The 23114-nt window shown below is 35.3% G+C and carries 16 protein-coding genes and 1 CRISPR repeat array; of the genes, 10 read left to right on the top strand and 6 right to left on the bottom strand.

The features are described 5' to 3' along the window. Positions 1–144 precede the first annotated feature (144 nt). From cas9 to HYB91_RS11105, 6 genes are all read left to right on the top strand, one after another. Complete coding sequence (gene cas9 / locus HYB91_RS11130; RefSeq protein ID WP_002676671.1) at positions 145–4332, top strand: type II CRISPR RNA-guided endonuclease Cas9; 4188 nt, start codon at positions 145–147, stop codon at positions 4330–4332. Then, a complete protein-coding gene (gene cas1, locus HYB91_RS11125) occupies positions 4329–5201 on the top strand; it encodes a type II CRISPR-associated endonuclease Cas1 (RefSeq protein WP_002672886.1) in 873 nt (290 codons plus the stop codon). The genes cas9 and cas1 overlap by 4 nt, the downstream gene beginning before the upstream one ends. 4 nt (positions 5202–5205) lie before the next feature. Beyond that, positions 5206–5511 (top strand): CRISPR-associated endonuclease Cas2, encoded by a 306-nt coding sequence (gene cas2 / locus HYB91_RS11120; protein ID WP_002676672.1) that lies wholly within the window; start codon positions 5206–5208, stop codon positions 5509–5511. Further along, entirely contained in the window at positions 5508–6182 is a 675-nt protein-coding gene (gene csn2, locus HYB91_RS11115) for a type II-A CRISPR-associated protein Csn2 (protein WP_002676673.1), read from the top strand. Before cas2 ends, csn2 begins: the two co-directional genes overlap by 4 nt. A gap of 93 nt (positions 6183–6275) precedes the next feature. Then, positions 6276–9347: a CRISPR direct-repeat array (repeat unit 36 nt; unit sequence GTTTGAGAGTTGTGTAATTTAAGATGGATCTCAAAC). Positions 9348–9452: 105 nt separating this feature from the next. Next, positions 9453–10103 carry a TetR/AcrR family transcriptional regulator gene (locus tag HYB91_RS11110; RefSeq protein ID WP_002676675.1) on the top strand — a complete coding sequence of 217 codons (651 nt, stop codon included), beginning with the start codon at positions 9453–9455 and terminating at the stop codon, positions 10101–10103. Between the two features lie 81 nt (positions 10104–10184). Continuing rightward, positions 10185–11540 (top strand): MATE family efflux transporter, encoded by a 1356-nt coding sequence (locus HYB91_RS11105; RefSeq protein WP_253719531.1) that lies wholly within the window; start codon positions 10185–10187, stop codon positions 11538–11540. Positions 11541–11781: 241 nt separating this feature from the next. Here the strand turns inward: HYB91_RS11105 and HYB91_RS11100 are convergent, their stop codons facing one another. The 4 genes from HYB91_RS11100 to nagB form a co-directional block, all read right to left on the bottom strand. Continuing rightward, positions 11782–12534: a hypothetical protein gene (locus HYB91_RS11100; RefSeq protein ID WP_253719530.1), complete on the bottom strand. Its 753-nt coding sequence runs from the start codon at positions 12532–12534 to the stop codon at positions 11782–11784. 72 nt (positions 12535–12606) lie between these two features. Further along, positions 12607–13662, bottom strand: coding sequence for a ribonucleotide-diphosphate reductase subunit beta (locus HYB91_RS11095; protein WP_253719529.1), 1056 nt, complete (start codon positions 13660–13662; stop codon positions 12607–12609). Positions 13663–13673: 11 nt separating this feature from the next. Further along, positions 13674–14792 (bottom strand): AI-2E family transporter, encoded by a 1119-nt coding sequence (locus HYB91_RS11090; RefSeq protein ID WP_002676680.1) that lies wholly within the window; start codon positions 14790–14792, stop codon positions 13674–13676. Positions 14793–14798: 6 nt separating this feature from the next. Further along, positions 14799–15587, bottom strand: coding sequence for a glucosamine-6-phosphate deaminase (gene nagB, locus HYB91_RS11085; RefSeq protein WP_002676681.1), 789 nt, complete (start codon positions 15585–15587; stop codon positions 14799–14801). A 171-nt stretch (positions 15588–15758) separates the two neighbouring features. On the opposite strand from nagB, the gene HYB91_RS11080 reads away from it, so the two are divergent. The 4 genes from HYB91_RS11080 (at position 15759) to HYB91_RS11065 (ending at position 18956) form a co-directional block, all read left to right on the top strand. Beyond that, a complete protein-coding gene (locus HYB91_RS11080) occupies positions 15759–16433 on the top strand; it encodes a DUF2715 domain-containing protein (RefSeq protein ID WP_002676682.1) in 675 nt (224 codons plus the stop codon). A gap of 310 nt (positions 16434–16743) precedes the next feature. Then, on the top strand, positions 16744–17214 hold the full coding sequence (locus HYB91_RS11075) for a hypothetical protein (RefSeq protein WP_002676683.1): 471 nt from the start codon (positions 16744–16746) through the stop codon (positions 17212–17214). Positions 17215–17300: 86 nt separating this feature from the next. After that, complete coding sequence (locus HYB91_RS11070; RefSeq protein ID WP_002676684.1) at positions 17301–17918, top strand: TetR/AcrR family transcriptional regulator; 618 nt, start codon at positions 17301–17303, stop codon at positions 17916–17918. 150 nt (positions 17919–18068) lie between these two features. Continuing rightward, complete coding sequence (locus HYB91_RS11065; RefSeq protein ID WP_002676685.1) at positions 18069–18956, top strand: fructose bisphosphate aldolase; 888 nt, start codon at positions 18069–18071, stop codon at positions 18954–18956. Positions 18957–18962: 6 nt separating this feature from the next. On the opposite strand, the gene HYB91_RS11060 is transcribed toward HYB91_RS11065, so the two are convergent. Next, positions 18963–21500 carry a ribonucleoside-diphosphate reductase subunit alpha gene (locus HYB91_RS11060; protein WP_253719528.1) on the bottom strand — a complete coding sequence of 846 codons (2538 nt, stop codon included), beginning with the start codon at positions 21498–21500 and terminating at the stop codon, positions 18963–18965. Between the two features lies 1 nt (position 21501). Further along, positions 21502–23106, bottom strand: coding sequence for a murein biosynthesis integral membrane protein MurJ (murJ, locus tag HYB91_RS11055; RefSeq protein WP_253719527.1), 1605 nt, complete (start codon positions 23104–23106; stop codon positions 21502–21504). Positions 23107–23114: the final 8 nt, after the last annotated feature.

Below are 23114 nucleotides of genomic sequence, written 5' to 3'. Positions count from 1 at the left end.
ATGTTAAGCCTTGATGCTCCACAATGAGCGGTCCCAAAAGGGACGATTTTGATAAATTCTTATTTGAACTCGTTGTGTAATTTAAGATGGATCTTAAATTGTGTATGCCATTATTATAATACTTTTTAAAGGAATGGTCAAGGTATGAAAAAGGAAATTAAGGATTATTTTCTCGGATTGGATGTAGGAACCGGATCGGTTGGTTGGGCAGTTACTGATACTGACTATAAACTCTTAAAGGCTAATCGTAAAGACCTTTGGGGAATGAGGTGTTTTGAGACGGCGGAAACTGCGGAAGTGAGAAGGCTTCACAGAGGTGCTAGGCGCCGTATTGAGAGAAGAAAAAAAAGAATAAAGCTGCTTCAAGAGCTTTTTTCCCAAGAAATTGCAAAAATAGATGAGGGCTTTTTCCAAAGAATGAAAGAAAGCCCCCTCTATGCAGAAGACAAGACTATATTACAGGAAAACACTCTTTTTAATGATAAAGATTTTACCGATAAGACCTACCATAAAGCCTATCCTACCATAAACCATCTGATAAAGGCTTGGATTGAAAACAAGGTAAAGCCGGATCCAAGGCTATTATACTTAGCCTGTCATAATATTATAAAAAAAAGAGGTCATTTTTTATTCGAGGGCGATTTCGATTCAGAAAATCAGTTTGATACTTCTATACAAGCTCTTTTTGAATATCTGCGCGAAGATATGGAAGTCGATATTGATGCCGACAGTCAAAAAGTAAAAGAGATTTTAAAGGATAGCTCTTTAAAAAATTCCGAAAAACAAAGCCGTCTTAATAAGATGCTAGGACTGAAGCCCTCCGACAAACAAAAAAAAGCTATTACTAATTTAATATCAGGCAACAAAATAAACTTTGCCGATCTTTATGATAATCCGGATTTAAAGGATGCGGAGAAAAATAGTATATCTTTTTCGAAAGATGATTTTGATGCTTTGAGTGATGATCTTGCTTCCATTCTAGGAGATTCTTTTGAGCTTTTATTAAAAGCAAAGGCTGTATATAACTGCTCGGTTCTTTCCAAGGTAATAGGCGATGAACAGTATCTTTCTTTTGCAAAGGTAAAAATATATGAAAAGCATAAAACCGATTTGACTAAATTAAAAAATGTTATAAAAAAGCATTTCCCAAAAGATTATAAAAAAGTATTCGGATACAATAAAAACGAAAAAAATAACAACAATTACTCCGGATATGTAGGCGTATGTAAAACCAAGAGTAAAAAACTAATTATAAACAATTCTGTAAATCAAGAAGATTTTTACAAATTTTTAAAAACTATCCTTTCAGCAAAATCCGAGATAAAGGAAGTAAATGATATATTGACCGAAATTGAAACAGGGACTTTTTTACCTAAACAGATATCTAAAAGCAATGCGGAGATTCCTTATCAATTACGCAAGATGGAGCTGGAAAAAATATTATCAAACGCAGAAAAACATTTTTCCTTTTTAAAACAAAAAGATGAAAAAGGTTTATCTCACAGTGAAAAGATTATAATGCTTTTAACATTTAAGATTCCTTATTATATTGGGCCTATAAACGATAACCATAAAAAATCTTTTCCCGATAGATGCTGGGTAGTAAAAAAAGAAAAGTCGCCTTCCGGTAAAACTACTCCGTGGAACTTTTTTGATCATATCGATAAAGAAAAAACAGCTGAAGAATTTATTACAAGCAGAACCAATTTTTGCACATATTTAATAGGAGAATCTGTTTTACCCAAAAACTCTCTTTTATATTCCGAGTATACCGTTTTAAATGAAATCAATAATTTACAGATTATCATTGATGGAAAAAATATCTGCGATACTAAACTAAAACAAAAAATATACGAAGAGTTATTTAAAAAATATAAAAAAATCACACAAAAACAGATTTCAACTTTTATCAAACACGAAGGTATTTGCAATAAAACTGATGAAGTAATTATTCTAGGTATCGATAAAGAATGTACATCTTCGTTAAAATCATATATAGAACTTAAAAACATATTCGGAAAGCAAGTAGATGAAATTTCTACAAAGAATATGCTTGAAGAAATTATACGATGGGCTACTATCTATGATGAAGGAGAAGGCAAAACAATACTTAAAACAAAAATAAAAGCCGAATATGGAAAATATTGTTCTGATGAACAGATCAAAAAAATTCTAAATCTTAAATTTTCAGGTTGGGGCCGATTATCACGCAAATTCCTTGAAACCGTCACATCAGAAATGCCGGGTTTTAGCGAACCGGTAAATATAATAACTGCAATGCGGGAAACTCAAAATAATTTAATGGAGTTGCTTAGCAGTGAATTTAAATTTACTGAAAATATTAAAAAGATAAATTCGGGATTTGAAGATGTTGAAAAACAATTTTCATATGACGGTTTGGTTAAGCCTTTGTTTTTATCACCATCGGTAAAAAAAATGTTGTGGCAGACTTTAAAACTTGTAAAAGAAATATCGCATATTACCCAAGCCCCTCCTAAAAAAATATTTATCGAAATGGCAAAGGGAGCAGAGCTTGATCCTGTGAGGACTAAGACAAGATTAAAAATTTTACAGGACTTATACAATAACTGTAAAAATGATGCGGATGCTTTTAGTTCCGAGATAAAAGACCTTTCAGGTAAAATAGAAAATGAAGATAATTTAAGGCTTCGAAGCGACAAACTTTATCTTTATTACACGCAGCTTGGAAAGTGCATGTATTGCGGTAAACCGATTGAAATAGGTCATGTATTTGATACAAGCAACTATGATATAGATCATATTTATCCCCAATCCAAGATTAAAGATGACAGTATAAGTAATCGGGTTTTAGTATGCAGCAGCTGCAATAAAAATAAGGAAGATAAATATCCCTTGAAGGCTGAAATTCAATCAAAGCAAAGGGGCTTTTGGAATTTTTTACAAAGAAATAACTTTATAAGCCTTGAAAAATTCAATAGGTTAACAAGGGCCACTCCAATCTCGGATGACGAAACGGCAAAATTCATTGCCAGACAGCTTGTAGAAACAAGACAGGCGACAAAAGTAGCCGCAAGAGTATTAGAAAAAATGTTTCCCGAAACTAAGATTGTTTATTCTAAAGCTGAAACCGTATCAATGTTTAGAAATAAATTCGATATTGTAAAATGCAGAGAAATAAACGATTTTCATCATGCTCATGATGCATATTTAAATATTGTTGTCGGAAATGTATATAATACAAAATTTACAAATAATCTTTGGAACTTTATAAAGGAGAAACGGGATAATCCAAAGATTGCCGATACTTACAATTATTATAAAGTTTTTGATTATGATGTAAAAAGAAATAATATTACGGCATGGGAAAAAGGAAAAACAATTATCACTGTGAAGGATATGCTTAAAAGAAATACCCCTATTTATACACGCCAAGCCGCTTGCAAAAAAGGAGGCCTTTTTGATCAAACCATTATGAAAAAAGGATTGGGCCAGCATCCTCTAAAAAAAGAAGGTCCTTTTTCTAATATTTCAAAATATGGGGGCTATAATAAAGTCTCTGCTGCATATTATACTCTTATAGAATACGAAGAAAAAGGGAATAAAATACGGAGCTTAGAAACCATCCCTCTATATTTGGTAAAAGATATTCAAAAAGATCAAGATGTATTAAAGAGTTACTTAACAGATCTGCTAGGAAAAAAAGAATTTAAGATTTTGGTTCCTAAAATAAAAATCAACTCCCTCTTAAAAATTAACGGTTTCCCTTGTCATATAACAGGGAAAACCAATGATTCTTTCTTACTGCGTCCGGCTGTTCAGTTTTGCTGTTCAAATGATGAAGTTCTTTATTTTAAAAAAATTATAAGATTCAGTGAAATAAGAAGTCAAAGAGAAAAGATAGGAAAAACAATTTCTCCTTATGAAGACTTATCCTTTAGATCTTATATCAAAGAAAATTTATGCAAAAAGACAAAAAATGATGAAATAGGAGAAAAGGAGTTTTATGACCTTCTTCAAAAGAAGAATTTGGAAATCTATGATATGCTTTTAACAAAACATAAGGATACTATTTATAAAAAAAGACCTAACTCTGCAACTATTGATATCTTAGTCAAAGGAAAAGAAAAGTTTAAATCTTTAATAATCGAAAATCAGTTTGAAGTTATTTTAGAGATTTTAAAACTGTTTTCTGCCACTAGAAATGTATCAGACTTACAACATATAGGCGGAAGCAAATATTCAGGAGTTGCAAAGATAGGAAATAAAATATCTAGTCTTGATAACTGTATTTTAATTTACCAATCAATAACAGGTATTTTTGAAAAAAGGATTGATTTGTTAAAGGTATGAGTTGGAGAACCGTTGTTATTTCAAATAGGGCAAAGCTGGATTTACACTTAAATCATCTAGTAGTTCGGGGTGAAAAAACTCAAAAAGTTTTTATCGAAGAAATTTCAGTTTTAATCATTGAAACGACAGCGGTATCTATAACCGCAGCCTTATTAAATGAGCTTATAAAACAAAAGGTTAAGGTAATTTTTTGTGACGAAAAACGAAATCCGGCTTCTGAATTGATAGGATATTACGGCAGCCACGATACCAGCGAAAAAATCAGGCTTCAAATAAAATGGGATAAGAATATCAAACAGCTTGTATGGACTGAGGTCGTAACAGAAAAAATAAGACAGCAAAAATACCTCTTAGAAAAACTGAATCTTCCGCAAGCAGATTTACTAGCTGAGTATATTACAGATATAGATATTAACGATAAAACAAATAAGGAAGCCCATGCTGCAAAAGCATATTTTGCAGCGTTATTTGGAGCAGGATTTTCCAGAAGTTTGGATATTCCTATAAATGCCGCTTTAAATTACGGATATAGCATCTTACTTTCTGCATTCAATCGTGAAATAACAGCAAACGGTTATATTACACAACTTGGAATTTTTCATGACAATATGTTTAATCCTTTTAACCTCGGATCAGACCTTATGGAACCTTTTAGGCCCATTGTTGATGCAGAAGTTTTTAAACTTAATCCTCAAAAATTTGAACATGAAGAAAAGCTAAAAATAGTTAGTGTTATAAATAAAAAGGTATTTATAAACAATAAAGAGCATTATATAAATAAAGCCATCGAAATTTTTGTACACAGTATTTTTGATGCTCTAAATGAAAAGGATATTTCACAAATTAAATTTTACCGAAATGAGTTATAGATTTATGAGAGTTATCGTTTTTTTTGATTTACCCGTAATAACACCTGAAAACAGGCATAATTATTCGGTTTTTAGGAAGTATCTAATTAAATCAGGCTTTATTATGCAGCAAAAGTCGGTTTATTCAAAATTGGTTTTAAATCTTACAAATAGAGACTCTATTGTAAAAAGTATAGAGAAGAATAAACCTCCCGAAGGCTTGGTTGAAATATTAACCGTTACCGAAAAACAATATGCAAAGATGGAAATTATTATTGGAGAATCTAAAACAGAATACTTAAATACCGATGAAAGGCTTGTTGTTCTATGAAACTGGTACATCCTGACATTAAAAATCAAATAATATTTTCAGAAAATAAAGTTAATGTTTTAACTATAGAAAATAAAACTTTTTTTACCGAAATTGTATCGGAGTTTTTTAGTCAATATTCAGGTAATGAGGGCAAATTCATATTATCAGAAGATGATAAAGAGCTTTCCATTCCAAAAACATGTGAGCTGATACTAAATCCTATAAATCTCGATATAAATAATAAACAAAATCTAAATAAAATTTATTCGATCTTAAAACAAAGTATTTCCGATGAATATAATTACCTAAAAACATGCACCATAAAAAGTGCGATATTAAAACATATAGACGATGTACTTCTTTCTTTGGATATACCTCTAAAACGGAGTGAAGAACTGGATTTGATCAGCATATTTAAAGCTGTTAATATCTCTTTTGAAACAGAATATACAAATTTACTTGAAAAAATTATAGATTATATAAGCGCTTCTGTGGAATTAAATCAAATAAAATGCTTTATTTTTATAAACCTAAAACAGTTCTTAAATTTCAAAGACTTATCCGAGTTATACAAATTTGCCCGCTATATAAAAACAAATCTATTTTTAATCGAGGGGGCATACACATCTACAAAAGAAGATTGTGAAAAATCATATATTATTGATAAAGACCTCTGCGAGATATATTGACAATAAACGATTCGCATGTTAGTATTAAAAAGTAACCATCTTAGACCACCGCTATCTCTAGTGTGATAGACTCTCACCTACACCATATCTGACGTTTGAGAGTTGTGTAATTTAAGATGGATCTCAAACCCAGCTTTTTGCAAATCAACAACACGTCGTGTTTGAGAGTTGTGTAATTTAAGATGGATCTCAAACTGTTAGAACTGACTTACTTCGAGAGGCTCTGTTTGAGAGTTGTGTAATTTAAGATGGATCTCAAACTTTAACGTTTAAATTATCAACGTCATTCTGGTTTGAGAGTTGTGTAATTTAAGATGGATCTCAAACAGTGTAATTCCTATAAGGAAATCTAACACCGTTTGAGAGTTGTGTAATTTAAGATGGATCTCAAACGGTGAACAAGTAAAGCGCTATCGACCTTAGGTTTGAGAGTTGTGTAATTTAAGATGGATCTCAAACCGCTTATGGATGAGCAAGGTTATTTGCCTAGTTTGAGAGTTGTGTAATTTAAGATGGATCTCAAACAACTAAATGGTCTTAAACTTGATAATGGATGTTTGAGAGTTGTGTAATTTAAGATGGATCTCAAACTAAATGCCGTGTTTGTTATTATTTCTTTATGTTTGAGAGTTGTGTAATTTAAGATGGATCTCAAACATCTTTTGGATATGTTGCTAAATATAATTTGTTTGAGAGTTGTGTAATTTAAGATGGATCTCAAACCTTGGAAAAGATTTTGTTCGGTGTGAGGTTGTTTGAGAGTTGTGTAATTTAAGATGGATCTCAAACTACGCCAATGCAATACTTAACTCCGCAAAAGTTTGAGAGTTGTGTAATTTAAGATGGATCTCAAACGCTTTATAAACTCAGAAGAATAGTTTTGAGGTTTGAGAGTTGTGTAATTTAAGATGGATCTCAAACCTTAATAATGATATTAATAATCTTAATGTTGTTTGAGAGTTGTGTAATTTAAGATGGATCTCAAACCCCATTTAGAAGATACAGCAGTATCAATAGGTTTGAGAGTTGTGTAATTTAAGATGGATCTCAAACTATAGTCTTTGGTTATCAAGGACGTTTTGAGTTTGAGAGTTGTGTAATTTAAGATGGATCTCAAACTAAGTACTGTAACTTTATAATTCTTTTAAGTTTGAGAGTTGTGTAATTTAAGATGGATCTCAAACTTTAGAACTCTTTAATAAATAAGCTTGAGGGTTTGAGAGTTGTGTAATTTAAGATGGATCTCAAACTGCCGGTTTGGTGCAGATTGTTGACGATATGTTTGAGAGTTGTGTAATTTAAGATGGATCTCAAACTCTTCCGTTATACTAAAGCTTGCTCCTTTTGTTTGAGAGTTGTGTAATTTAAGATGGATCTCAAACTATTTTCAGCAAACACATCGCAGCTCGAACGTTTGAGAGTTGTGTAATTTAAGATGGATCTCAAACGCAGAGCGAGTATTTAACTCTAAATACTGTGTTTGAGAGTTGTGTAATTTAAGATGGATCTCAAACACAGGATTTATGTATTAAACAGAATGGTAAGTTTGAGAGTTGTGTAATTTAAGATGGATCTCAAACCGACAGCCCTGCCGACTATCACTGGCAGCGGTTTGAGAGTTGTGTAATTTAAGATGGATCTCAAACGACGAATTGTAAGTAATGCCATGACCAAACGTTTGAGAGTTGTGTAATTTAAGATGGATCTCAAACAATGAAAGTGTGGGCGACCAAACTGCCCACGTTTGAGAGTTGTGTAATTTAAGATGGATCTCAAACGATTTTAGAATACCATACATTCATACCATCGTTTGAGAGTTGTGTAATTTAAGATGGATCTCAAACCGCTAGAGTTGTCGAGCCGAGAGCCGCTTTGTTTGAGAGTTGTGTAATTTAAGATGGATCTCAAACGATTGTCAAAAAAGAAAAGCGCACCGCAGTGTTTGAGAGTTGTGTAATTTAAGATGGATCTCAAACCTATGAACCTGGCAATGAATCAAGTGGTTTTGTTTGAGAGTTGTGTAATTTAAGATGGATCTCAAACGCCTTTAAAGTTTGCTTACGAGAAAAAAATGTTTGAGAGTTGTGTAATTTAAGATGGATCTCAAACATTACCGGAAAAAGTTTTATTCATGTTTTTGTTTGAGAGTTGTGTAATTTAAGATGGATCTCAAACCTGGCTTGGTAATGTTGCAGAAAAGGCGGCGTTTGAGAGTTGTGTAATTTAAGATGGATCTCAAACTTGACAGCAGACATCGCCGTTGAAGCAAACGTTTGAGAGTTGTGTAATTTAAGATGGATCTCAAACGATATTTTTTTCAAAAAGTTTAGAAGGTTCGTTTGAGAGTTGTGTAATTTAAGATGGATCTCAAACAAGGCGAAGCCTTATCACCCTTAGTATCCCGTTTGAGAGTTGTGTAATTTAAGATGGATCTCAAACTAAGCTGATTTTGCATTTGACCAAACATGTGTTTGAGAGTTGTGTAATTTAAGATGGATCTCAAACTAAGCTGATTTTGCATTTGACCAAACATGTGTTTGAGAGTTGTGTAATTTAAGATGGATCTCAAACAAACGGAATACATTTGTAATTTATCCATGTGTTTGAGAGTTGTGTAATTTAAGATGGATCTCAAACTCCTTTTCCGTTGGTTAATGTTTGTTTGGTGGTTTGAGAGTTGTGTAATTTAAGATGGATCTCAAACTGATACGAACAAGCGTTGACACGCCGTTTAGTTTGAGAGTTGTGTAATTTAAGATGGATCTCAAACTAGTAGACATCAACACAGGAGAATTAAGCTGTTTGAGAGTTGTGTAATTTAAGATGGATCTCAAACAACGAGTTAAATGAAGTGGCAAGACATCTGGTTTGAGAGTTGTGTAATTTAAGATGGATCTCAAACGCTTCTTGGGAGGTCTTATGATTGAACAGTGTTTGAGAGTTGTGTAATTTAAGATGGATCTCAAACTATATCATCTTGCCTAAATGGTTAAAGCACGTTTGAGAGTTGTGTAATTTAAGATGGATCTCAAACAGAATTGAGAAAGTAAAAGTGTTGATGAAAGTTTGAGAGTTGTGTAATTTAAGATGGATCTCAAACACTATTCTGGCTTTATCTGGTTTACATTCGTTTGAGAGTTGTGTAATTTAAGATGACGAGCAAACACAATGCTTAATGGAACCTCGAAAAATTTCAGTTTTTGAGGTTCCTCTTGATTTTCATCATGTATAAAATATAGAATATTCATTTATAATAGGCTTTCCTTTTTTTTGATTTTTCTTTATAATATAGATATGGCTAAATTTAAACGGAAAACAAAAGAAGAACGGACGTATGAGATAATAGAAGCTGCAAAAAAGGTGTTTTTAAAAAAGGGCTTTCATAATACTACGATGGAAGATATTGTTGCCGCTACAAGCCTTTCAAAAGGAGGGGTTTATCAGTACTTTAAAGGTACGAAGGCTATAATGTTTGCCATAATGCAGGAAGGAAACTATTTTCGATATAGACGCAACGAAGAAATCTTTAGTTCTGCAAAAAAAATTGATGACCCTTACGAAATTGTAACCCAAGCCTTAGAAGCAAAACTATTTGATAATGTTCCCGAAAAACGGCTTTATCTAATGTTTCTTGCCGAAATTCTATATGACAAAGAATATGAGACTCTTTTTTGGAAACTTGAAAATCAAGCTCATAAGTTTATAAACGAAAATCTGGAACATTTGTTTAAAGAAGGGACTTTTGAAGGTAAAAAAATAAAGTATAAAACAAACAAAACAGGACGGCTCTACTCCCGTCTTTTTAACGGAATCCTTATAATCTATGAACTCTTTGAAGACAAAACTGTTTTTGATGAGGGAAAAAGAGAGCTCCACGACTTTCTCTATTCTTGTGTAAAAAAAAGCTTTACAATCGAATAAAAAAATTAGTTAGCCGCTATTGACTTTATTTTCTCTTTTTATATAATATAACTGACGACTTCGTCAGTTATGGAGGTTCTTATGACGGATAAAAGAGAACATTTGATTTCAGGTAATATGTTCAAGTTGATGCTTGAGCTCAGCATTCCGGGCATTATCGGAATGTTTGTAATCAGCTTATACAGCTTTGTGGATGCAATATTCGTAGGAAGATATGTAAGCAGCGTAGCTTTAGGAGCAGTCAGTTTAGCCTATACATTTACACTGATAAATAACGGCATTGCCGTTTTAGTCGGTATAGGATCCGCTTCGGTTCTTTCACGGGCGGTAGGAAGAAGCGACCAAGAAACCGTTGATTCCATTATGGGAAACGTCCTTTTGTTGACGCTTCTTTTTTCATTGGGAACTATGACAATCGGATTAATTTTTGCGCCTCAACTTTTGATTCTTATAGGAGCGGAAGGAGAAATGCTCCGATTGGGAGTAAGCTATCTGCGGATTGTATATATTGGTTCAGTCTTTGTAAACTTCGGTCAAGCAGCCAATATGGTTATGAGAGGAGAAGGCCGAATGGGTCTTGCTATGCTTTTGATGGGTATAAGTGCCGTATTAAATATTATTTTGGATGCAGTCTTTGTAATTGTTTTAAAAAAGGGACTTGAAGGCGCCGCTATAGCAACCGTAATATCTCAAGTGGTTCTTGCAATTTGTAATTTTTGTTACTTCGCATTCTTCAGCAAAAACGTTAAATTCAAACACTTTAATCTTCAAAAAAGTATCGTAAAAGAAACCCTTTCAATAGGTTTTTCTGCAATGTTGATGCAAGTCTTTGCTCTTTTACAGCAGGCAGTTATGTATTCTACATTAAAAAGATACGGCGGAGAAGATCAGGTAATTTTAATGGGTGCTTTTTTTAGATATCTAATGTTATCCTTTATTCCTCTTTGGGGAATAAGTCAGGGCTATCAGCCCTTTGCAGGAACCAATTTCGGAGCACAAAAACTCGACAGGGTAAAAAAAGGAACCTTTCTTTTTTACGGCTTCGGATTATTTTTATCACTGATATTTTGGCTGGCATTTTTAATGATGCCTGAACAGGTTTTGGGGCTATTTTTGAAAAATAAGGAGCTTGTATCTTTAGGAAGAACGAATGCAATGCTTGCTATTTCTTTATTTCCTTTGTCGGCTATTATGATTATCAATTTAACCCTCTTTCAAGCTTTGGGTAAAGCGAAGTACGCAGGTCTGCTGGTAATTGCCCGTCAATTTTTACTTTATATTCCGGCCGTATTAATTCTCCCCGTATTTTTTGGAACACGTGGAATTTGGATTTCAAGCCCGATAGTAGACACGCTGGTTACAGTTTTATCTGCATTTATAGTGATTAAACTTTTTAAAAAAGATTTAAGCACTAAAAATAAACCATTGAGTGCATAAGTTGTTTCCATCTCACAAGGTTGCCTTTATTCGTGCAGAGGGTTTAATACCCGACGCTTGCGTCGTAACGAAGGGTATTAAAGCCGACTGCAACCACCTTATGAGAACATACAGTGCGAAACATTGAGCTCTGTACCCCGATGCTTGCGTCGGGGTTGTTGATTTCGGCTGTCTTGTGAGATTTATATTTTGCAAGCGGGAGAAGCTTTTACTGTTATTAAATTATATTTTTAATATCAATCTAGCGCGCATTAAATTCAAAAGAACCGGATGCTTTGCTGCATTTGATTTTGAGGTCAATTCTTTCACCTGCATAATCGGACATATCAATTTCGGTATTTAATATATTTCCGTCTTTATTATTATCAAAAAATGTGATTAACTTATCGCCTAAACTTATTTCTACCGAAATATTACCTGAATCTATATTCCATAAACATTTTAAGTTTTTACCTTCCTTTATTGTAAAGGTAGTGATATTCTCGGAAGTTTTATATTTAAATTTAGCCTTCCATAGATTATTAAAATTAGTTTGGGTCTGCATAATGGCTATATTTGTATTAGGAAAGAAATTTTCGATTTCACCGTCTATGGTCGATTTAAAAATATAAATAGATAAGATAATCGAAAAGATCAAATTCAAAAGAGTTAAAACGGCGGCAGCAATAAGAGGCCATAGATTTGCTTTGTTTCTTTTATTTACAGCATCCGAAAGATGAGGCATCTGTTTACCGCAGCTGCCGCAAAACGGTATTCCGGCAGCTTGAATAAATCCGCATGAGGTGCATTTTATCCTCTTGCTTTTTCGGGCCGCTACAAGATAAAGAACAAGCCCAAGCACAGCCGATAGAAAAAATACAATTAAAACCCAAATCAGTGGTTCGTCATCTCTTTCTTGTGCATCTTTATAAATCCAATATGCAATAAGGATGCGGGCAACAAGCGCAAAAGTAGATACTGTAATAATAACAGTAACAAGTGAAACAAAAAACATTTTTCCCTCCATAAAAAAGACCTCACATTAATATCGTCGCAAAAAAGCAAAAGGTTCAAACCTTATTTTAATTTATAAGTCATCTACCATCGCCGATGATTTTGCGTAGGCGGTGGACTTGGCTTCAAAGAAGTCGGTCTTAATCAGGTTCGCATTGCTGTACTGGCTGACCCAGCTCATAGATTGGGGTTCTTCCTTGTGCCCGTCATAAATGGGTGCAAAGCCGAGGTTTTCGCATCTGAGGTTTCCCAAATATTGAATATAGTCGGTTATCATCTGACTGTTAAGCCCGGGAATATCGTTTCCTATAACATAATTTCCCCAAGCTATTTCTTGTTCACAGCCTTCCCTTATCATTCCTCTAAAAAGTTCTACATTTTGCGGAGTAAATAGTTGCGGCTCTTCTTTTTGAAGTTCCTGTATCATCGAGCGGAAAAGCCAGAGATGCGTATTTTCATCTCGGTTGATATAACGGATTTCCTGCACCGAACCGGGCATCTTATTGTTTCTCCCCAAATTATAAAAGAACATAAAACCGGAATAAAAATAGACACCTTCCAAAATATAGTTTGCAACGCAGACCTTTAAAAAGGCAAGAGCACTCTTATCGCTTTGAAATTCGTTGTATAAATCGCCGATAAATTTATTTCTGCGTAAAAGATGTTCATCATCTTTCCATTGGTATAAGATTTCAGTTCGTTCTTCGGGAGAACAAATTGTGTCTAGCATATAACTGTAGCTTTGCGAGTGAACTGCTTCTTGAAAGGCTTGAATGGTAAGGCATAAGTTTACCTCATTAGCCGTTACATATTGGCCGACATTGGGAAGATTTGCAGTTTGAATACTGTCCAAGAAAATTAAAAAAGAAAGAATTTTATCGTAGGCCGTCTTTTCGGGAGCCGATAATTTTCGGTAGTCCTGTACGTCGGTAGTCATATTTATTTCTTCGGGTATCCAAAAATTATTCATAGCCTGACGGTACCAATCACTGGCCCATGAATACTTCATATTGTTAAAATCGTTTAGGTTAGTGGTGTTTCCGCCAATCATCTTACGTTTATGAGTTTCTATATCTCCGTTTTCATTAAACAAGGCCTTATGAGGCAAAATAGTTTTTTCCGTTATCATAAATTTTCTCCTTATATTAAATGCTCAAAACTGTCTTCATCATTTTCTTTTTTTTCTTCTATATCCAAAGCCATATCTAAAATGGTAAAGAATAAGATTACAATCATCGGCCCCAAAATAATGCCATCAAATGAAAACATACTGACTCCGCCCAGCATTGAAAAAAAGATTAAAAGAGGATGTATCTTTATTCTGTCTTTTAAAAAGAATGGGCGTAGAAAGTTATCCATAAAACTGATTATCGAACCTGCAACAACCAAAAAGATAAGACCCTTTGCAAGGCCGTCCGTAAAGCATAGCCCGACTCCTACAGGAAACCAAATTAAACCGCAGCCGACAAGGGGTAAAAATGTGCTAAAAAAGGTCAGAATTGCAAGTAAGAGTGCGCTTTGCACACCGAATATAAGATAAACTATAAAAGATGCAAGACCTTGATAAAACGAAACCAAAAAAAGTCCCTTAAAAAGATTGGTTGTAATTTCGCCTATTTTAGAAAAAAGTTTATTTGATGTTTCATTATCTATAGGAATGGCATGTTTTAACAAACTGAAAAGATAAGCTCCGTCTACATAAAAAAAGTAAAGGGCAAAGGCAAAGAAAACAAGAGACAAAAAAAACGAACCGGCATTTTTTACAAGGCTTGTTGCATACCGCAATATTTTATCAGAAGAAGAAGATAAAAGGTTTAAAAATTCTTTTTGCAAATCAAGATTGGAAATATCCACCGTCCCCATAGATAAGCGGTTTACAATTGCGGCTATATCGGTTTTTGAAAAGCCCGATTCAGAATTATTTATGTTTTCTAAAAAGCTCTGAATATTTTGAACAAGAATTTTCCCTTGACCGAATATTTTTATCACCACAAAAAACAAAACACCGGCCACAACAAGAACCGTTATTATTGCAAAACTGCCTGCAAGCAATCTTTTCTTTATCGGGAAAGTTTTTTTCTCTTTATTCATCCTAGATAGTATCTTATTATATAAGGGCCTTACCAAAACATAAATTACTGCCGACCATAATAAAACGCTTGCATAGGGCAAAAATAATTTACCCACAAGAATCAACATTCCTGCAAGTAATACGAAGAATGAAATAGTTTGAAGCCTGTGTTTGTTTTCTTGATACATTAGTTTCTATTTTCCTTTTTCTATATCCAAAAAATATTTTACGGTTTTTACTTTAAGTTCATCTGTTGCAGCATCATCGCAGATTATAATGGATTTAGGATGAAGTTGTAAAGCGCTTACAGTCCAAACATGGCTTACCCCTCCTTCGACAGCTTGATGAACTGCTTCAGCCTTAGCATGTCCGGTTGCCATTATAAGAACTTCTTCGGCATCCATAATCGTGCCGATGCCTACAGTCAAGGCTGTCTTTGGAACAAGGTCTTCATTTCCCTCAAAAAATCGTGAATTCATTATGATGGTATCCCGCGTTAAGGTTTTTTCTCTTGTGCGGGAAGTCAACGAAGAGTAGGGCTCATTAAAAGCTATGTGTCCGTCTGCCCCTATTCCGCCTAAAAACAAATGAATTTTTCCGTAAGAGCGGATAGCTTTTTCATAGTCCTCGCATTCCTTTTTTTTATCTTTGGCCATTCCATCCAAAATGTGAATATTTTTAGGCTCAATGTCGATGTGATTAAAAAAATTCTCCATCATAAAATAATGATAGCTTTGAGGATGAGAAGCTTCCAAGCCTACATATTCATCCATATTAAAGGTAACTACATGCTTAAAAGATAAAAGACCTTCTTTGTACTTTTTTATAAGTTCCTTATAAACCCCTAAGGGAGTAGAACCCGTCGGCAGCCCTAGAACAAAGGGCTTTTCTTTTGTAGGTTTAAATTCGATAATTTTATTGCAGATATAATCGGCAGTCCATTTTGAACAATCTTCATAATTGTTTTTTATAATAAGTCTCATAGAGTCTCCCTATTAGGTCTATGACCTAAGAACTATATAATACAAAAAAAGCGAAATTTAGTAAATAAATGAAGATAAATTCTTACTTCAAATAGATTATTGAAAAAAAACATAAAACCGGATTTTATTTATATCTTGAATTTATATATATAATATGACACAATCCAATACATGAAAAGAAAAAAATATTTTATATTAATATTGGTTATATATTTTATAAAGCCTTTTTTACTTTTTTCAGAAGAAGATCCGTGTAAGGAAGAATATTTCGTTCAAGAAAAAACAAGTCTTAATGAAACAAAATGGGGCTTTGACCGCTTTGTCTTTGCTGCTGCAGGGGGTATGGGCATAGGTGTAGATCTTTCCCCCTCAAATAAAGCCGATTATACAGTCTTTTTCGGTCCTAGCTTAAAATTTGATACACAGTTTTTATTTAAATCCGGATTCTCTTTTTTAATTACAAATGAGCTGAATTTTCCCTTCCTGTATGATAACGCAAAAAAGAAAATAGAACCTCCTACAGGACCTCTATGGAATTTCGGTTTCTTAGCCGGTTACACCTTTGCTTTAAAAAACGATTTGGAAATGACGCTTGCAGGAGGCTTTGGAGGCGTTATGATGATTATGCCTCAAATTATTACCCAATTTAGCCTGTCAAAATTTTTTACAGAAGTCTGCGGGCTTTATTTTGCAGTAAGCAATAAATTTATCATTATCCCCGATGTATTTTTTAACACAAGAAATATTTATTTTCTTAATATTTTTGATGTAGTACTAGGAGCGTCATTCAGGATTCCCCACAGAAGTAAAAATCAACATACCCAGACGCAAGCGTCGGGGTATTAAACTCTCCGCACGAATAAAATCAAAAGTTAAGTCTCTTATTTACAAGCTCAGCGGCTTGTTTGGGATTAGCTTTGCTTCCGTATTTTAGGCAAATACCTTTTTCAGAGATTATAACCATAGGCTTTTTACCTGAAGCAATCATGTATTAGCAATCATGTATTATTGATAAAATTTTATTTTTTTATCCTAACCGCTTGAAAAAAAATCAGAAATATGATACTCTGCAAAATCATATCTTAACTGTATATTTTATAAGCATACTATTTATAAATCGTAATCAGAATACTCTAAATAAGACAGGGAGCCTATTATGGTAAACTTAAAAAATCACCGAAGCGAGGCGTTTTTTTCTATTTTGAATAAACTTGTTATTTTTTTCGGTATATTGGTTTTGATTGCAGGTTTTATACTGGGAGCTGAAGCATTCTATATTGCAAAAGCATCCGTCCATGAATTAACAGGCAGCATACAGACATTAAAAAATGCTATGAGAATTTTATGGGTTTTGATGGTTGTAATGTCAATCCTTATTACTATTGTACTATCTCTTACAATAGTGAGGCCGATAAAAAGGAAAAAAGAACTATCTTATCTTTCTACTCATTTTAATAGCACCATCCTCAAAATAGGTGATTCTGTACAGCTATTCGATACAAACATCGCCATGATGCAGCAAATGGGTAACAAGCTTGCTTCCAACATTACTGAAACAGCAAGCACAATCAATCGGATACAGACTCTTGCACAAACAGAAAGCGTCACTGAAACAATGGAGAATTAAAAAAAACGAATCCTTGACAGCCAAAAAGAAATTATGTATACTGAATAAAATAACGTTGCTATTTTTTAGTGGAAGGCGGTTCGCTTATGAGCAAAAGTGAAGATACCAAACAATTGATTTTGGATACGGCTAAGCGTGAGTTTTTGGAAAAAGGCTATAACGCTGCCTCTGTCCGCACGATTGCAAAGAAGGCGGGCTTAACGACCGGTGCAATTTTTCGGTATTACGCGGATAAGGCGGCTTTGTTTGAAGCCCTTGTTTCCGAAGCGGCAGACGGCTTGGTCGAGCAATTTAAGGCGGCCCAAGAGGCACACTTTGAATTGATTCCTCAAGAGCGTACGGCGGAAAGCCGAGATTTATCGACAGAATATTTACGGCACTTTGTAAACTACGTATATGACCGTTTTGACGAATTCAAGCTGGTACTTTGCGGCGCGGAAGGCACGAAATACGCAAACTATATCCATGATCTGGTAGAACTTGATGTGGCACGCACCGAAACATATTACCGGCTCTTGCGGGAAAAGGGAAAAATCAAAGGGAGCATCAGCCATGAACTTCATCACATGATTACAAGTGCCTATTTTACCGCAGTATTTGAAACCGTCGTACATGACATGCCAAGAGAACAGGCGATGGGATATGTAGAAGAAATCGCCGTTTTCTTTAATTCGGGATGGGATGGGCTTTTAAAGCTGATATAAAGATGTGTTAAAACCGTTCAAAATATATGGACTTCCGATATTTTGAACGGTTTTTTATTAAATCAAGCCCTTGAGTGAAGTAAAGTTTATATGTTATAATAAAAAAGTATGCAGGGTTTCTTGCGGTAAATATTTTTAGAGAGGTAAATTATGGATAAAGTAAAACTTGAAAGAATGAAAAATGACAAGGGTTTTATTGCGGCATTGGATCAAAGCGGCGGAAGTACGCCTAAGGCTTTGGCAGCTTATGGAGTTCCTGAAACGGCATATTCCAATGAAAAAGAAATGTTTGATCTTGTTCATGCTATGCGTACAAGAATAATCACCGGAAAGGCTTTTAATTCCAGTAATATTTTGGGTGCAATTTTATTTGAACAAACGATGGAAAGGGAAATTGAAGGAATGCCCACAGCCGACTTCTTATGGGAAAAAAAGAAGATTCTTCCCTTTTTAAAGGTCGATAAGGGGCTTGCCGACTTAAAGGACGGTGTTCAGCTTATGAAGCCGATACCCAATTTGGACGCTATGTTAAAGCACGCTGTAGAAAAACACATTTTTGGAACAAAGATGCGCTCCGTTATAAAAGAAGCAAATCCTAAAGGAATAAAGGCTGTCGTAGATCAGCAGTTTGAATTGGGTATTCAAATTGCAAAGGCCGGTCTTGTTCCTATTATTGAACCTGAAGTAGATATTAAATCTCCCGACAAGGCCAAGTGTGAAGAAATCCTCAAAAAAGAATTGGAAGAACACCTTAAAACCTTGCCGAAAGACTTGCTTGTAATGTTTAAACTCTCAATTCCGACAAAAGAAAATCTTTATGAGGAATTTACAAAACATCCTCAGGTAGTTAGAGTTGTTGCCTTATCAGGCGGTTATTCCAGAGATGAAGCAAATAAGCTCTTGGCTAAAAACAGAGGTATGATTGCAAGTTTCTCCAGAGCTCTTGCCGAAGGTCTTTTTGCAAGTCAAAGCGATGCCGAGTTTAATGCAACCTTGGAAAAAACAATCAAGGGCGTTTACGAAGCTTCGATAACATAGTCCTTATTAAGAGCTGCAGCTTTCGCATTCCTCGACTTCGAGGGAGCGGCTTCGCACATAATAGATTGACTTAAGGCCTTCTTCCCAAGCCTTTACATAGAGCGAAAGCACCTTGCTGAAGGTAAATTCGTTTGTAATGTAAAGGTTTACGGATTGAGCTTGGTCGATATGGCGCTGCCGTAGGCCTGCGGCTCTTATACTCCAGCCTTGTTCAATATTATGAGCGTTTTTATAAAGCCAATAGGTTTCCGGTGAAAGAGAGGGTGCAACCCTGGGCATTAATGAACCTTTTTTCTCTTCTAAAAAATACTTATTCATAATCGGATCTACGCCGGCAGTTGTGCCTGCTATAATCGAGGTTGAGCTTGTAGGTGCTACAGCCAAAAGATAGGCATTCCTCATTCCGTTTGATTTTACTTCCTCTGCGAGAGTCTTCCATTTTTCGTCAACATAATTCCGCTTTTTAAAATACTCTCCTGTCTGCCAATCGCTTCCTTCAAAGTAAGAATAGGAGCCTTTTTCTTTTGCAATTTGTGAAGAAGCTTTGATTGCTGCATAATTTATTCTTTCAAAAACTTTATCTGCAAAGTTAAGGTGCTCTTCGCTTTCCCATGCAATGCCGTTTTTTGCAAGGACATGATGATAGCCCGAAGCTCCCAAGCCTATTGACCTGTATCGGCTATTGGTAATTTGTGCATAGGGAATAGGATAAAAATTCAAGTCTATAACATTGTCCAAGGCACGCACTGCCGAAGAAACGATTGTGTCAATTTCTTTTTCATTGTTTACATCTATGTTTCCGAGAACAAGGGAAGCCAGATTACATACTACAAAGTCTCCGGGGATAGTAGTTGTTACAACAAGGGTATCTCCGTCTTCAGTTTTTATTTCGATGCTTTTATGTTTTATTTCGCTCATATTTTGAGAAATTTCGGTACATAGGTTTGAGCAGTAAATCATTCCCTTGTGGGGGTTAGGATTTGTTTTGTTTGCATGGTCGCGGTTAAAAGCAAAGGGGGTACCCGTTTCGACGGCCGATTTTAAGATTAAACGAACCAACTCTTTTATAGGAATTTCTCTTTTATTGATGCGGGAATCGGCAACGCAGTCTTTATACCTCTTTTCCCATTCTTCTCCGTAAAAATCTTCGAGGGCATAACCCTTGGTTTTTAAAATTTCATGGGGACACATTAGGTGCCAAGAAGAATTTATATCATCGCGGACGGTTTTCCAAAAAAGATCGGGATAGCAGACTGCCGGAAAAACATCGTGGGCCTTCATTCTGTCATCTCCGTTATTGGTGCGGAGCTGTAAAAATTCGGGAATGTCCTTGTGCCAAACATCGAGGTAGACGGCGACCGAGCCCTGCCTTACTCCAAGTTGGTCAACGGCAACAGCCGTATCGTTTGCAAGTTTTATCCAGCGGATAATTCCGCCTGCCGCTCCCATAAACCCGCGTATGGGCGAACCCACTGCTCTGACCTTTCCGAAGTAGAGCCCCATACCTCCTCCGAATTTGGAAACCTTGGCAAAGTTATCTATGCTGCGGTAAATGCCGTCAAGAGAATCGGGGACCGTGTCTATAAAACATGAAGAAAGCTGATGATAAGGTTTTCGGGCATTTGAAAGGGTGGGGGTAGCCATCGTAACTTTTAAGGTACTTGTCATATCGTAAAAACGCCTTACCCATTCAAGCCGATTCGATTTTTCTTTCATTGCCAAGTGAAGAGCGATACCTAAAAACATTTCCTGAGGCGATTCAAGTACAATGTTTGAATGAGTATGAATAACATAGCGGCGTAAAAGAAGGTCGAGGGCGCTGTAGGTAAAAAGCTTGTTTCTTTCTTCGTTTATAAATGAAGCAGCCTCTTCCAACTCATCACGGCTATAGGCCTCGCAAATATATGTTCCGTAGAGACCTTCGTTTTCGAGGTATTTGATTTTTTCATAAAAAGAATGAATCTGCCTTTTTTCAAGCTCGGTTTTTAGTTTTAATTTAAATTGAAGCATTAAAAGGCGAGCCGCAATAAATTCCCAGTCCGGGGCATCTTGGGCGGTAAGCTCTACTGAGGCCTTAATAAGCATAGCGAGGGATTCGGACTCGCTCATATTTTCTTTTCTAAAAGAAAGGAATTTATGTGCAAGCAAGTTTAGGCTGTACTCGTCCGAAGCAAAGTCGTTTTGAATCTCGGTAAGAATCGGCTGGATTTCTATTGTATCAAAAAAGCGGCTTATCATTTGACGGGAATCCCGCCTCTTTGTGCGGCCGACACGGTAGAGTATAAAGTTTTTTACTTCTGCATAATAGTTATGTTCTATTAAAGTTTTTTCTACCAAGTCCTGAATTGTTTCAACCTGAACAAGGCTTCCGTTTTTGGTAAGCTCCAAGATGTCTTCTTCTATTTCCTTTACCAAGGGCGGAATGATTGTATCTAAATCGGTATGCGGAGAGTTTTCCACACTTTTAAAAGCGGAGCGGATAGCTCCTTCAATTTTTTCCGGTTCGTAATTTTTAGTTTCACCGTTTCGTTTTATGATTTGCATTTTATTTTTCCTTTAAGCGGTTTAAAATTATGTTTGCTGTTCTATCCTTAGTTATAAGTAAAAGGCCTGCACCTAGTCCTGCAAAAATAATAAAAGAAATAAAGAGCGGAACTCCTTGTCCTATAAGTTTTCCGAATGAAGCAAATGGAGAATAAATCTTATCCTTTAAAAAATAAAGGGGAATTGAGGCTGCAATCGAAAAAACGAATATTTTTGCAATAAATAAAAGAGCGGGGAAAATGAGGTTTTTTACATCCAGAGCCTTGTTCCTTTTTAAAAATATTAAGAGAATGATTGTGTTTATAACTGAAGCTATTGTCAAAGCAAGAGCGATGCCCTTTCCTCCCATGGGGCCTACCAAAATTAAGGCTAGGAGGATATTAACTGCAAAGCAGATTATTCCTGCGATTGTCGGGGACTTTGAATCGCTTTGTGCATAAAAGGCAGGAGCTATAATCCTGTTTACGGCGATTGCAAAAAGTCCGATTATATGAAAGTTAAAAATTCCCAATGTTAATTTTACCGAAGCGGAATCGAATTTATTGCTCTTGTAAATGAGAATGATTAAATTTTCTCCCGACAAAAGAGAGAAAAAGGTTGCGGGTATTGTAATTAAAGCTATCACCTTTATAGCTTGTAACAGTACCTTTTGAAAGGACTCCCAATCTTTACGCAAGGCAAGAGCCGACATTTCGGGGAGAATTACGGTTCCTACCGAAACGGCAAAGATACCTAATAAAAGTTCTTGTAAGCGTAAAGAATATTGTAAGCTCGAAGCTATTCCAAGACCTGCCGAAGTTGCAAGCGAGGTAGAAACCAAATCGTTTATCTGATAGGCTGCCATTCCTATTATGGTAGGCCCAATAAGGGCAAGGACTTTTTTTGTTCCGGGGTTTGAAAAAGTTTTTGCAAGGCTTGTAAACTTAAAACTAAATCCCGTCTTTAGAACAAAGGGAAGTTGAAAAACCGCCTGCACAAGGCCTCCTGCAACAACACCGTAAGACATTGCGGCGGCAGGATCTCCGAAGGGTTTTGCAAAAATGTATGTAAAAGAAATGACGAATATGTTGAATAAAATAGGTGTAAAGCCTGAGGGGGTAAAAATCTTTACTCCGTTTAAGATGCCTTGAAAAAAGGCGGCAACCGAAATTAAAAATAAATACGGAAACATTATCCGCGTTAAAAAAACGGTAGAATCATAGTCTGCAATGTTTTTAAAAAAAAGTTTTACTATCAGCGGAGAAAGTATTATGCCCAATGTAACTACAATGGCAGTAGAAAAGCTTACAAGAGTAAAAATAGAATTTAAAAATTCGTTTATTTCTTTTTTTGTCTTTTCGGATTCTTGCGAATCTTTGTGCTTTTGCAGATAGGCATTAAAGGTCGGAATAAAGGCAACGGTTATGCTGTTTTCGGCAAAGAGCCTTCTAAAAAGATTGGGAAGCATAAAGGCTGTGGCAAAGGCATCCGCCAATGGCCCCGTCCCCAAAAAATGAGACATAGTCATCTGGCGGACAAGTCCTAAAATCCTTGACCCTAAAACCAAAAGAGAAAGTTTTGACCCGCTTTTTACAAGAGATTTATTTTTATTTTCAAGCTTACCCATAACAAGCA

It is taken from the genome of Treponema sp. B152 (assembly GCF_024181665.1).
Lineage (GTDB): Bacteria > Spirochaetota > Spirochaetia > Treponematales > Treponemataceae > Treponema_B > Treponema_B denticola.
The sequence above is the reverse complement of the archived record's forward strand: the minus strand, read 5'-3'. Positions and strand labels throughout refer to the sequence as shown.